The sequence below is a fragment of the Rhodococcus tibetensis genome (genome assembly GCF_024438035.1).
GTDB lineage: Bacteria > Actinomycetota > Actinomycetes > Mycobacteriales > Mycobacteriaceae > Rhodococcus_F > Rhodococcus_F tibetensis.
Map to the genome: position 1 here is coordinate 1 of NZ_JANFQF010000035.1, position 12,551 is coordinate 12,551.

General features: G+C 69.1%; 10 protein-coding genes and 1 pseudogene. All 11 read right to left on the bottom strand.

The genetic code is table 11. From position 1 onward, the window contains the following. Nucleotides 1-397: 397 nt before the first annotated feature. On the bottom strand, nt 398-1,783 hold the full coding sequence (locus NOF53_RS26415; RefSeq protein ID WP_255974476.1) for a hypothetical protein: 1,386 nt from the start codon (nt 1,781-1,783) through the stop codon (nt 398-400). Nucleotides 1,784-1,797: 14 nt separating this feature from the next. Continuing rightward, nucleotides 1,798-3,129, bottom strand: a complete 1,332-nt coding sequence (locus NOF53_RS26420) for a TIGR03118 family protein (RefSeq protein WP_255974478.1) — start codon at nt 3,127-3,129, stop codon at nt 1,798-1,800. Between the two features lie 44 nt (nt 3,130-3,173). Further along, nucleotides 3,174-3,881 (bottom strand): hypothetical protein, encoded by a 708-nt coding sequence (locus tag NOF53_RS26425; protein WP_255974480.1) that lies wholly within the window; start codon nt 3,879-3,881, stop codon nt 3,174-3,176. A 657-nt stretch (nt 3,882-4,538) separates the two neighbouring features. Continuing rightward, nucleotides 4,539-5,261, bottom strand: a complete 723-nt coding sequence (locus NOF53_RS26430; protein ID WP_255974531.1) for a TVP38/TMEM64 family protein — start codon at nt 5,259-5,261, stop codon at nt 4,539-4,541. Nucleotides 5,262-5,401: 140 nt separating this feature from the next. Next, on the bottom strand, nt 5,402-6,646 hold the full coding sequence (locus NOF53_RS26435) for a L,D-transpeptidase (RefSeq protein ID WP_255974482.1): 1,245 nt from the start codon (nt 6,644-6,646) through the stop codon (nt 5,402-5,404). A 112-nt stretch (nt 6,647-6,758) separates the two neighbouring features. Continuing rightward, complete coding sequence (locus NOF53_RS26440) at nt 6,759-7,445, bottom strand: DUF305 domain-containing protein (protein ID WP_255974484.1); 687 nt, start codon at nt 7,443-7,445, stop codon at nt 6,759-6,761. A 94-nt stretch (nt 7,446-7,539) separates the two neighbouring features. After that, nucleotides 7,540-7,983 carry a DUF6153 family protein gene (locus tag NOF53_RS26445; protein ID WP_255974486.1) on the bottom strand — a complete coding sequence of 148 codons (444 nt, stop codon included), beginning with the start codon at nt 7,981-7,983 and terminating at the stop codon, nt 7,540-7,542. A 138-nt stretch (nt 7,984-8,121) separates the two neighbouring features. Further along, nucleotides 8,122-9,126, bottom strand: a complete 1,005-nt coding sequence (locus NOF53_RS26450) for a CopD family protein (protein ID WP_255974488.1) — start codon at nt 9,124-9,126, stop codon at nt 8,122-8,124. 607 nt (nt 9,127-9,733) lie between these two features. Then, nucleotides 9,734-10,060: pseudogene (locus NOF53_RS26455) on the bottom strand (copper resistance CopC family protein); the annotation flags it as partial. A 6-nt stretch (nt 10,061-10,066) separates the two neighbouring features. Then, a complete protein-coding gene (locus NOF53_RS26460) occupies nt 10,067-10,888 on the bottom strand; it encodes a F510_1955 family glycosylhydrolase (RefSeq protein ID WP_255974533.1) in 822 nt (273 codons plus the stop codon). Nucleotides 10,889-10,976: 88 nt separating this feature from the next. Beyond that, nucleotides 10,977-12,524: a multicopper oxidase family protein gene (locus NOF53_RS26465; protein ID WP_255974490.1), complete on the bottom strand. Its 1,548-nt coding sequence runs from the start codon at nt 12,522-12,524 to the stop codon at nt 10,977-10,979. Nucleotides 12,525-12,551: the final 27 nt, after the last annotated feature.

The following is a 12,551-nucleotide window of genomic DNA, read 5'->3' on the forward strand; positions in this document are numbered from 1 at the left end:
GCTGCGGAACCGATGGCGGGGTTTGCGATCAGCGCGAGCGCGGAGAGTCCGGCGATGGTGCCGGCGCCGGCCAGGCGCCGCTTGGTCGAAGATGCCACGAGAGTGATGTCCTTGTCGTTGTTCGCCGGGCCCCCGCCCGCGGCGCATTGCGGTTCCTTGCACCGCCAGTTCAGGACCACCACGGGGTGAGCCCTGCCGACGATGCGAGAAAGTTAGCTCGCCCTTTGTGAGGGCGACCTAAGTAAATATTATGGACGCCCTGAAAGGCAACAATTGTGATGGCAGTCACTCCCGTGTTTTCTGTTGTGGCCTTTAATTTTTGGTCTTCTTCGGTCGCTGCCTGGATTCGGCGTCCGCAAGTGGGCAGTCCACTTGCTGGGAGGTGATGGCGGTGGCCTCAGGGGTTCGACGGCTCCGAGGTCTCGACACCCGGTTCGACCCGATCAGTGGGAGTGGGTTCCGGTGTTTCCAGTGGCGTGGTCGTGGCGGGTGTGGGCACTTCGGTGGTCGGTTCCGGGGTGACCGGTGGAGATTCTGGACGCGGCGCCGGCCTCGGTTCGATCGAGAATGCCGAGATTTGTGAAACCGATGGTGTCGCCGACGCCGCTGTGGTGCTGTCGAGGTCGGACTGAGCGTCGGCGTCGGCGTCGGCAGGGGCGGCAAGGACGGTGGGGACGAGCGCGACCGGTGTGTGGACGATGACCGAGGCGAGCGTCGCCAACGCGTATTCCGTGGGCATCGGGGCGGCAGGTGAGGCTGGTGAGTCGCCGAGTGCGCGCCCCGACGGAATGTGCGGCCGTTCGGCCTGCTGGATCAACCGGACATCGAGTCCGGGTGCACCGCGGGTTGCGGCGGTCACGACCGGGTCGGGTGCGGGCCCGCGGGTGGACAACGGCATGGCGAGCAAAACGGCCGCGGCGATCGAGGCGACCGCCGCCCGCCGTAGCGATGGTTTGGGGCTCGTTGCTTCGGGAACAGCGTCCATGGACGAAGCGGCCGCGAGAACGGCCGCCCCGCGAGCGGCTATGCTGCCGGGCTCGGGACCCGAGACGATCGGCCTGCCCAGTTGCGAGAGCGATTGCATCACTGTGGGATCGGCGGCTGACTCGCCGGACACGACGACGACGTCGAGGTCGTCGCAGGCCACTGCGGCCATGCGGAGACAGTCGGCGACGAGTTCTTCGAGAGTCCTGGTGGGGTGGTCGGTGACCGGTGTTTTCGCGTGGCGGTCACCGAACCGCAGCGGACGCCCGACGATGGGATCGGACCCACTCGCGGAGCCGAATGCCACGAGGGTGAGATCCAGGTTGCCGGTGTCGATGTCGCCGACGAGGGCGAGACCGTCACCGAGTGGGCCGCGTTCGAACTCGACGTACGCAAGCGCAGCAACGGGTTCGGCGACGAGCCCGACTCGGCCCAGTCCCGCACGGTCCAAAGCTGCTCGGAGCGCATCCACGGCGCTTCGGGAGTGCACCGCAGGATAGGTGAGCACGATCGGAACGTCCTCCGGCGGATTCACCTCCGCCACGAGGCAATACGCGGCGGCGGCGATCAAATCCTGCCCCGTGTAACCGCGGCCGCCGCCTGCAACGAACACCTCACCGGGGCGGTGCGCGAACTCCGCTACCACCCCCGCGCCGCCAGGATCGTCACCCAGGCGCACCGTCGACTGGGCACCGAACGTCAAGGTGGAGCGACGCGACACCGTCGACGTGCCGTCCTCGCTGATATTCACCGCGACGGCCCGGGCGGTTCCGATGCTCAGTCCGAGGCCTCGTGTCATGGTCCGCGCCCTGTTCAGTTCGCGGCGCGCAAGCGGCCGAAGACGCCGTCCTGCTCGTCCGCCGGTCCGGCCGTGTAGTACAGCGAGTCGCTGTCGCCGAGACTCTCACCGTTCCCGAACAGCAACCCCCACAGCCCCTCGATGCCGAGAACCGTGCCGGACTCGTCCCGGAGGTAGTCGACGAACGCGCCGGTGGCATCGTCGAAGGCGGCGATGCGCCCGGCACCGCCGAAGTTGCCGACGAGGATCGTGCCGCCGAGATCACCGAAGTCGGCGGGTGCGAGGGCGATACCCCACGGCGCGTTGAGGTGGCCCCCGTCGTCGAGAACACGCACGAGGGTACCGGCCGCATCGAACTCGGCGACCTTGCCCCGATCGGGCCGGTCACCGGACGCGGCCTCCTGCCCGGCGTCGAGTGAGTCCTCCTCGCCCGCATCGAATGTCGTCCCGTCGGTGGAGCCCTCGGCGGTCTTGGTCACGGCATAGGTGACGAAGACGCGGTCACCGGAAGCAACGATGTTGAACGGCGCCGGATCACCGGGGCGTGCATGTCTTCCCCGGCCCGGGTCGGCCGGGTCGATCAGCTCTCCCGTCGCGAACGGGTTCGCGAACCCTTCGGTCACCACCGGGCGCCAGGCCTTGTCGAACTGCCGGATCTGCGGGTCGGCCCCGAAATCGGCCGCCCACAGGGTGTCGTCCCGGCCGGGGGCGAGGGCCAGGCCGAAGAAGCTCATGCCCTGCGGCTCGCCGTTGACCATTTCCAGTGCGGGTCCGTCGTGCCGGACGATCGCGCCGTCGGCGCCCTGCTCGGTCCAGCCCGAGATGCGACCGGAATCGGTCGCGAACAGGAACCGTGAGGATCCCGACAACGTCTGTTGGTGGCCGCCCACCTCGACGGGCTGACCGGTGACGACGAAGCTGTCCGAGGTCAAGGGTGCGGGATTGAACACGACGCCGGTGGTCTTTCCGCCACCGGCGTCGGAGGTGTCGGAGTCGGCGCCGGGGACGGTGACCTGCTGTAGTCCGTCCTGGTGCAACGTGCGCAGCGCCGGGTCGGGCGAGGCTGCCACGTCGCCGACGAACTCGTGCGAGGTGCCGCCGGTGCCGACCCAGAAGTGTCCGCCGGCGCCCTGGGGGCGGATCGCGAGCCCCCAGGCGTTGACCATGCCATCGAGCACGACCGGCGCACCGTAGGAGTCGGTGTTCGCGACCAATGTCGCTGCGGTGTACCGGTTGCCGGGATGCGTCCCGTCCGTTGATGCGGCCGGACCGCAGGCGGTCGCCGATGCTATCGCCGTGCCGAGCAGCGTGGCGCACGCCACCGCAGTGCGGAAGGAGGTGGTCATGGGGTGATGCCTTTCTCATAGGGGCTGACCAGTGGAGGGGAAGATCAGTGCTCGGCGTTCCAGAAACCGATCCAGACCGCGCCCCACCAGCAGACCTGCGAGATCGTCGCGGTCGCGACGCCCCACACGGTCAGACGTGGGGGTAGGTGCGCCGTGTTGCTGTGTGCAATGTGCCGGCTCAGGATCAGCGCCTGCAGGCCGTTGATGGTCAGCACCAGGACCAGGCCCAGCTTCGTTCGGGTGAGCACGGAAGTCAGATTCGGTTCGAGGAACGCACCGCTTGCGACGAGTCCGGCTAGACCGGCCCAGATCGGCAGATGCAGTCGCTCCGCGCCCCGGATGGCTTCGGCGAGAGTGGACCGGCCCGAGATCCACACCAGCACCAGATAGTCGGCGATCAGGACCCCGCCGAACCCGAGCACGAGCGATGCGAGGTGGACGAACAACGCCGCCATGTGCAGGACCGGGTCCACCTCGATGTGCGCGGAAATCCACACCACCGACGCCAACACCGCCGCCGCGACTAGCGCGGCCGCGACCACGATCGCCCACGAATCGTGCAGGACGAGCGGCTTTTCCGGCTCCCCTGGCGGGATCGGCAGCAGCCGTTTGCGTGCGCGAGTGGGCGCGCCGTGCATCGGCCCCCACGAGACGGTGTCGGTGCGGAGCCGACGGGAGGCGATCGGAGTGACGGGTGAGATCAGGGTGGGTGGCCCGGCCTCGGTGGCAGGCTCAGCGGGGGTGGTGTGCATGGGGCGATCCGATCCTGTGAGAAGTTACGCAACAACGTCCGCACACGTGCGAGGTGCGGTTGTTGGCGCTCGCTGCCCCGGACGCCAATCCGTGATGGGAAGGTTGTCAGATCCCTGTCGGACCCCTGAACACTCGGGCGCTGCACTTCTGCTCAGGCCGTCGGGGAAAGGGTCCGGGGGCGCAGGTATCGGCGCCGCCTCCGCCGAGACGGTATCGCAATGCGCTCACGAATCCTCCTCTCGGCCAGTTCACAGGATGTAGCTAAGGCTGCCCTTTCTTTGGGTGAGGTTAGTAAAATTCTTCGGTGCCCCGAAGTCAATAGTTGTGTCGCCTCTCACAGTCCCTCCCGGGCGCGCAGCACGGTCGGCGAGTATCCCACCGGATGGGGATTCGAGGGTTCGCTGAGTGGGCCCCACTTCGAGCTGCTCGTCGAGCGGGATGCTTGATCCTTCCGTGGAGGAGACCGGCGTACCGACACTGTCGGCCCGTGATACGCCGCCCAGGGCGATTGCTCGACGCCCACCAGAAGGTCACCGAAACGTTCGAACCGGTGCCGGGCATCGGTCGTTCCTGGTGTTCATCGTGCTTGGCGTTCCCTGCACCCCGAGTGACGCCTCGCCTGTAGCACTGTTAGGACCGTGACCGGCCGTCCTCGATCACCGGGATGACCGGACATCGCAGTGCCACATCGCCCTATGGTGCTGCGGTGTGCCGACCGCCTCCTGGGAGTCCGCGGCCGGTGACACGGGCAGTCGGGTGTCGACCAGCAATCCCGCCACTCCGACCGCCACGCAGAGCGACGTCACGACCATCAGTGCGGGATTCGTTTGCCCGGTCAACGCGTCACCGAGCAACACCACCGCGACCGTGCCCGGCAGAATCCCGATCACGGTGGCGGCGGTGTAGGGCAGCAGGCGCACCGCGGAGAGCCCTGAGCAATAGTTGACCAGGGCGAACGGTGCCGGGGCGATGAGCCGCAGGGACCCGACCGCCAGCCACCCCCGCCGGGCGAGGCGGGCATCGATGGCCTTGACCGCGGGGTGCGTCAACCGCGCCTGTACCGCGGTGCGGCCGAGCGTGCGCACCAGCAGCAGCGCCAGCACGGCGCTGACCGTCGTGGCGGCGATCGTGACGGCGACTCCTGCGGCGGGGCCGAACAACAGCCCCGCGCTGAGGGTGAACACCGTGCGCGGCACCGGGGCGATCGTCAGCACCGCCTGGGTCAGGAAGAACATCAACACGAACGCCGGGCCCATCGACTCCGCCCAGTCCCGCACCTGGGAGGTCGAGGGGCGGGGCACGAGGGCGGCGGCCACTGTCAGCACGGCCAGCACCGCCACGGTGGCGAGGACTCGGCGATCCCGCAGTATCGTTGGCAGCGACCGGGTCCCGCGGCGCGGGGTTCTGGGGGAGGTGTCGGTGGCGGATTGGCTCGGGCCGGCATCGTCGCGCTGTGACCGCTCATTGTCTGGGCTGTCCACCACGGCGGTGTAGGTCCGCGGGACCCAGGACGGCGGGGTCACAGCAGCGCGCTTCCGGCCACCCACTGATCCCAGGGGACGCTCCAGTCGCCGTTCTGCCACAGTTCGAGCGGTGCACCGCCAGTGTTGCGGACTTCGACGATGTCGCCGGGGACGGAGAAGTCGTAGAACCATTGCGCGTGGGCGCGGCTGAGGTTGAGGCAGCCGTGGGAGACGTTGGTGTTGCCCTGCGCCCAGATGGTGTCCTCGAGTTCGTGGAGGTAGATGCCGTCGTTGCTGATGCGGGTGGCGTAGTTGATCGTTTCCTTGTAGCCGAGCCGGGAATTGACCGGGAGCCCGTAGGTCGAGGAATCCATGATGACCGGGTTGGCCTTGTCGATGACGGTGTAGATGCCGGGCTGGGTCCAGAACGTCAGGGTCTGTCCGTTGATGGTTTCGCTGCCGCCCATGCCCATCGAGGTGGGCATGGTGCGCACGACTTCCCCGTTGTTGGTGACCGTGATCTGTTTGGTGGTGTCGTCGGCGATGGAGATGTGGGCGTCGCCGATGGTGAACGAGGTGGCTGCGTCCTCCTGGCCGAACAGTCCGCCGCCGAGGTCGACGCCGTAGACGTTGGCGCGGGCGGTGACTGTGGTGCCGGGGGTGTAGTAGTGCTGGGGCCGCCAGTGCACGTTCTGATCGTCGGCCCAGTGCCAGGATCCCTGCACCGGCGGGGAGGTTTCGACGGTCAGGGTCTTCTCTGCGGCGGCGCGGTCGGTGATCGGCTCGTCGAAGTGGGTGACGATGACGATTCCGATGCCGAAGGTGCCGCCGTCGGTGAGGAGGTTGCCGCCGGAGGTGACGAAGGTCGGTTTGGTGAGGTTTCCCGGTTGCACGGTGGAGAAGGTACTGGTTCGCTCGGTGCGGGTTCCGTTGTCGTGGAGTGCGGTGGCGGTGATTGTGTAGGTCTTGCCGTATCCCAGGGGGATGCCGGGTTTCCAGGCGATGCGGTCGGGGGTGAAAATGCCCTCGATGACTCTGCCTTCGTTGTTGGTCATGGTGACCGATTCGAGGGTGCCACCGGTGGTGTCGACCGACACCGGGTCCGCGGGGTTGACGGTGTCGGTTCCATCGGCGGGGTCGATGGTGATCGTGGGGGCTGCCGGGGCTGCCGGGGTGGCCGGGTTCGGGTCGCCGCTCGGTGAGGATGATCCGGTTCCGGACGGGGCGCAGGCGGCCAGGACTGCGATGAGGATCGCCAGGGCGAGCAGGACCGGGGTCCGACGTGGTGGGCGAGTGTTCATGGGGTTCCTCCATACCGGCGAAGCGGGGGCCGAGAAGAAGTGGGGTGCACGCTGTGCGTGCGTAGGTGAGGAGGGTGGGACCGGGAAGGGCCGCGGTCCCACCCTCATTGGACTAGTTCTGTTGCAGCAGTGCCTGCATCGTGGTGATTTCCGCCTGCTGAGCGCCGATGATGTCGGTGGCCAACTGTTTGGCGTCGGCGTTCTCTCCGTCGGAGAGTTCGGTCTGAGCCATCTCGATGGCACCGGTGTGGTGTTCGATCATCATGTTCAGCCAGGCGGTGTCGAAGTCGGCGCCGCTCTTGCCGGCCAGATCGGTCATCTGTTCCGGCGTCATCATCCCGCTCATGCCACCACCGTCGCCGGCCGGGACGCTCGGGCCACCGTGGTTCATTCCGCTCATGCCGCCGCTGGCGTCGGTGGAGGGGACAGTCAGGCCGCTCTGTGCGAGCAGCGCGGTCATCTGTTCCATTTCCGGTCCTTGGGCTGCGGCAATGTTTTTGGCGAGGTCGAGTACCTGCGGATTGGTGGTGCGGCCCTCGACCATGTCCGCCATCTCGACGGCCTGCGCGTGGTGGGGGTACATCATCTGCAGGAACATCACGTCGGCGTCGTTGAAGGCGCCCGTCCCCGCAGCGGTGGTGGTGGAGCTCGACGTGGTGCTCGCGGCGTTGTTCGACATTTGGCTCATGTCGTGTCCGCCGCCGCTGCTGTTGTCGCTACAGCCGGCGAGAACCAGGACTCCGGACACGGCTGCGGCGGACAGGGCGACGCGGGCACGAGTGGAACGGGGTGACCACATGGATAGAACTCCTCGAAAGGTCGGTGTGTGAAAGGTGAAGCAGGCGTGTACGACACACGTCGGCATGGGTGACCCACCTGAGGTGGGTCACCTGTCACACCCGCAACACCGACAGTTGCGCGAGGGTGGGAGTCGTCCACGGCGGCGCCCGGCCGGCGCGGTGACGTAGCAGGGCCCGCAGCCTGGGGACCCCGGTCTGCCCGGTGGTGGCGGTGGCGTACCAGCGGGCGATGACCAGCGCCGCGGCGATCGTCATCACCGACATGCACAGATGCAGGCCCGTATGGTCGCTGCAGCCGGTGCCCTCACACCCTGTCCCGGCCAGTGCGACGGGAAGATCACCGAGGGCCATCGGCGCCGCGGCGCCGTCGTGCGAATGTGCCGGCGCACCGGAATGATGCCCCGATGCGGTGGGGTGCGTGCCCGAGTGGTCGAGCAGCGGCGAGGAATGCATGAGCAGGACACCGAACAGCACCGCGACGACAGCGGCCACCCGCAGCAGGTGCTGCGTCGTCGGCGTCGTACCCAGCGCTTTCATAGCCATGATGGTACTGACCCGGCGTCGAGGTCGACGCGGTGAAGGGCACGACCGGGTCACGGTGTCGCCCGGGGCGGCGCCACCGGGCGGCGATCCGGACCGGGCGGTGACCGGCGACCCGATGCGATCGCCCGCCGCTCATTCCCCGCCGGGTTCCGGGTAGAGGAATCGGCGGGTGACGAGATGTTTGGTATCGGTGAGGGTTTCCTCACTGATCCGGCCGGTGTCGTCGAGGGTCAGCAGCACGTTCATCCCGGCGGCCGGGTAGCCGAGCGCCAACCGCACGGTCCCATCCTGGTGCGGCAACCGGACGGCCAGCGGGGCGGTGCCATCGGCGTACGGTTCCTGCGCCAGGAAGAAGTCGGCGGGCAGGTCGAGTCGCCGCGGCTCGGGTGTGGCGCCGGTGGTGTCGCTGGTCACCGTCTCGTAGACGGTCAGCTCGCCCTCGGCGCGGGTCGCGGCCACGGCGCGGGCCAGGTCGTCGCCGCCGGGCGAGGTGGGCCAGGGCACGAGCAGGCTGACCGTGTCGCCCTGCCAGCCCGCCGCCCCCGCGCCGAGGGTGAGCACGTTCTCCCCGCCCTGCCAGGTGACCGGTGCGAGGAAACAACCCGGCCCGCACCCGCGGAGGGCGAGTGCACTGTCGTCGCCGCCCGCGGCGGCGATCCGTCCGGACAGGGTGAAGTCCTGATCCGGTTCGACGGCGTAGTAGTCGCCGCGCCGCGGGGTGGACAGCCGCACCACCAGTTGCCCGTCGCTGGCGGCGACGGACACCCCGATCTGCCCGGCGAGGGCTCCCAGCGGCAGAATCGGACCGACCGGCGGTGGGGGTCCCGGTTGCTGGGAGCTGCCGGCGGGGGTGGTGGAGACCAGGGCGGCGCTGGCCGCCAGGACGGCGATCAGCAACACGCTCTCGGCCCGAATCGGGTTCCGCAGCGTCGCTGATCGTTCCGGGGTGCGCAGCGAGCGCCGGGCGATCAGCGCCACCGCCGAGGCGGCGGCGACCAGCACCAGTTTGACCACCAGCACCTGACCGTAGGTGGTGGTCAGCAGCGCGGAGACCGGAATCAGCAGTAGGGCGGAGACGGTGCCGGTGGCGACCACGACCAGGAAGGTCCACACCGCCACCCGGGTGTATCCCGCCACCACCCCACCGCACCGCGGCCCGTTCGCTCCACCAGGCGACCACGGCGCGGGCCGTGTGCAGCAGGGCGCCGACCCAGATCGCGGCGGCCGCCAGATGGATCGCGGTCAGCGCGCCGCCCCACCCGGGTGAGGCGATGTTGGCGTGCGAGCGCACCCCTTCCGCGGCGATCACCAGCAGCAGCGGTACCGCAGCCCACCCCCGCCGCCCGGTGGCGGCCAGCGCGGCGGCCAACGCCAATCCTGCCGCCTCGGTGAGCACGATCAGGCCCGCACGTTCCTGCCACAGCGCACTCATCGTGCCGGCGGATGCGGCCAGTACCGCGCCGAGGCCGAGGACGCCGGCCAACCCGACGAGGGAACCTGGAACTATCCAGGACCGCAGCGGCGGGAGCGCCAAATTCTCTTGCCGGGCGGTGGTGGTCACCCGTTCGGCGATCAGGCCGCCGAGTGCGAGGGCGAGCCCGAGGAAGAGCAACCATCGCAGCGCGGCATCGCGCCAGGACGTCGACTCGCCGTCGGCCGCGCGAGTGTCACCGGTCAGGGCGAGACCGACGGCGAACCGGAAATCCTGCTCGACCAGGTCGCCGTCGGCGCCGGTGACCTGCCAGCGCACGGTGTAGGTGCCCGGTGCCAGCGTGTCGGCCGGGCGGGCGGTGAGAACACGCCCCTCCCGTGCGGTCTCGGCGACCCCCATCGGCACGGTGCGGCCGTCACTGCCGGTGACGACGATCGCGGGCGCCCCGGGAGTGACCGGCTCGTTGAACATCAACGTGATCGTGGGTGGGGAGTCGGCGACCGCGGTGTCCGGCCCGGGGTCGGTGAACAGCAGGGTGGGATGGGCGCTGGCCGGCCCCGCCCCGGCGCCCGCCAACGCGACCGACGCCAACATCAGGACCACGAGGGCGCGAAGCAGAGGTCGGGCGGCAGTGGGCATTCCGGGTCAGTTCAGGGTGTAGAGCGCCTGGGAGGTGGCGGCGTAGGCGGTGTCGTAACTGGCCGCGGTCAGCGCGTCGACGGTGCCGACCTGGGCGCGTTGTTGCCAGTCCCGTCCTTCTCGGCTCCGCCAGGCGTATCCGTCCTCGTCGATTCCCCACAGGGCGTCACCGGCACCGGCGATCATCAGCAGGCGCGGGGCATCCGGGGCTGCCGAGAACGTGCGGGCGGCGTCGGTGCTGTGCTGGAGACCGCTCGCAGTGATCGCCCAGATCCCGGAGGTGGTGGCCGCCAGCGCGGCCGCACCCAACTTCGCGCCCGGGGTCCAGGTGGTGCCGTTATCGGTCGAAACGAGCAACCCGTCCGTGCCGTCGAACCCGACGAGGACCCGACCGTCCGTGGTGAGGGCATGAAAATCGACCTCTCCGGCTAGGGAGCGGTCCATCCAGCTCACCCCCCGGTCGGTGCTGCTGCGCAGCCCCAGGGGGTTGGCCGCGAAACTGGAGGGCCCGGGATGACCGGAGGCGAAGAGACTGGCGGTGTTCGGCACGCCGGTCAGCCCCATGAAGTCGTCATCGGAGGCGCCGACGCGGGACGTGGCGCCGGAGGCGTCGATGGCGAAGATGCCCGTGTGCGTGCCGGCCAGCACGGCGCCGTCCTCGCCCACGTGCAGTCCGTGCAGGTGGGACAGTTCGGAGCTGAACTCCACCGTCGGCACGGAGCTGTCGGGTTTCGTGGCCTCGTCGGCCCCAGAGGTGCAGCCGGTGAGCAAGAGCAGGGCAGCGATGCCGGTGGGCAGCAGGGTGCGGGTGATCCGGTGGGCTGGCATCTTCACATCTCATTCTGTGCTCGACGGGGAGGAACTCGGGATCAGGGGCGCACCGACAGCGCACCTCGGATGTCGATGTGGCAGGGGTCTATTTGGTGTAGGACAGGGTGGTCATCATCCCGGCCTCACCGTGGTAGAGGTTGTGGCAGTGCACTAACCACTGACCGGGGTTGTCCGCGTCGAGGTCGACCTCGACGCTCTGGTTCGGCAGCACCAGGGTGGTGTCCTTGCGGGGGCCGGCGCCCTGGCCGTCGACGACCTGGAAGGTGTGCCCGTGCAGGTGCATGGGGTGAAACATCATGGTCTGGTTGACGAACCGTAGCCGCACCCGCTGACCCTGGGCGATCTCGAGTGGGGTGTGTTCGCCGTAGGTGGCGCCGTTGATCGTCCACCGATACCCGGACATGTCCATCCCCAGCAGCAGCTCGTGCACCCGGTCCGGGCCCCGGCGGTCGAGCCGGACATCCTCGCGGGCGCGCAGCGCCAGGCCGGTGATCGGGGGAGCGTCGAGCTCGGCGGGACGGATGACCGGATCGAGTCGCCCGCCGGCCCCGGTGCGGACCACCGCGAATCCTTGGCCCTGCTTACCCTCCGCGGAGGCGACGAGGGGGAAGACCCCGTCACCGAGCGTGACGATCGCATCGAACCGCTCACCCATGCCGATCAGCAGCGACGACCCGGTGACATGTTCGACCGGATATCCGTCGCTGTGGGTCACGGTCAGCTGATGGCCACCGACGGCGAAGCGGAACGCGGTGTCCGCCCCGGCGTTGATGATCCGCAACCGCACCCGCTGACCGGGGCGGGCCCGAACCGTGAACGGGTCGGTGCCGAGGGTGCCGTTGATCAGGTAGTAGGGGTAGTGCACGTCGCCGGTGTCGGCGCCGAGCGGGTTCGCGGGATCGACCGGTGCCCCCATGCCCATCCCGGTCATGCCGCCGTGGCCCATTCCCATGCCGCTCATCGGCATCCCGCCCCGGCGCAGGGCGTCCAGTTGTTGGTCCGGGGTGCCCCCGGCCACCCCGTCGAGCCAGTCGTCGAGAACCAGAACCGCCTCGAGGTCGTAGTCACCGCCCTCGGCGGGATCCTCCACGATGACCGGAGCGTAGAGGCCCCGGTCGAACTGCATCCCGACATGGGGGTGCAGCCAATGGGTACCGGCGTCCGGGGCGAGGAACTCGTAGGTGAACGGGCTGTGCGGGGCGACGGCGGCCTGGGTCAACCCGGGCACCCCGTCCATGTCGTTGCGCAGCGCCACGCCGTGCCAGTGGATGCTCGACTCCGCCTCGAGGTCGTTGTTCAGCTCGGCGCGCAGCAGATCCCCGCGGCGCAACCGGATTTCCCGGCCGGGAACCCGGTCGCCGTAAGCCCAGGTATCGACCTGGACACCGCCCAGGTCGATCCGGGTCGGGCGAGCCTGCAGCGATGCCGTGACCGTGTTCCCGGTCCCGATATCGGCGCGGCGGACCTGCTCAGCCGCCCGCACCGCCGCCGAGTCGGGGCCGATGGCGGTGGGCGCCGGTCCGCCGCCGCCGCCCCTGCTGCACGCGGCCGCCGTCGCCGCGGCCCCCAGGCCGGCCAGCGCCAGAAAGTTCCGACGCGACAGGCGGGCGGCGCCAGGAAACGGTTCGATCAATGCACAACTCCTGTTCGAGCGCAGCGG

Bases quoted from the DNA above. Each gene is read 5' to 3' on its own strand.
- NOF53_RS26415 (WP_255974476.1), bottom strand. From the start codon at position 1,783: ATGACACGAGGCCTCGGACTGAGCATCGGAACCGCCCGGGCCGTCGCG.
- NOF53_RS26420 (WP_255974478.1), bottom strand. From the start codon at position 3,129: ATGACCACCTCCTTCCGCACTGCGGTGGCGTGCGCCACGCTGCTCGGC.
- NOF53_RS26425 (WP_255974480.1), bottom strand. From the start codon at position 3,881: ATGCACACCACCCCCGCTGAGCCTGCCACCGAGGCCGGGCCACCCACC.
- NOF53_RS26435 (WP_255974482.1), bottom strand. From the start codon at position 6,646: ATGAACACTCGCCCACCACGTCGGACCCCGGTCCTGCTCGCCCTGGCG.
- NOF53_RS26440 (WP_255974484.1), bottom strand. From the start codon at position 7,445: ATGTGGTCACCCCGTTCCACTCGTGCCCGCGTCGCCCTGTCCGCCGCA.
- NOF53_RS26445 (WP_255974486.1), bottom strand. From the start codon at position 7,983: ATGAAAGCGCTGGGTACGACGCCGACGACGCAGCACCTGCTGCGGGTG.
- NOF53_RS26460 (WP_255974533.1), bottom strand. From the start codon at position 10,888: ATGCCAGCCCACCGGATCACCCGCACCCTGCTGCCCACCGGCATCGCT.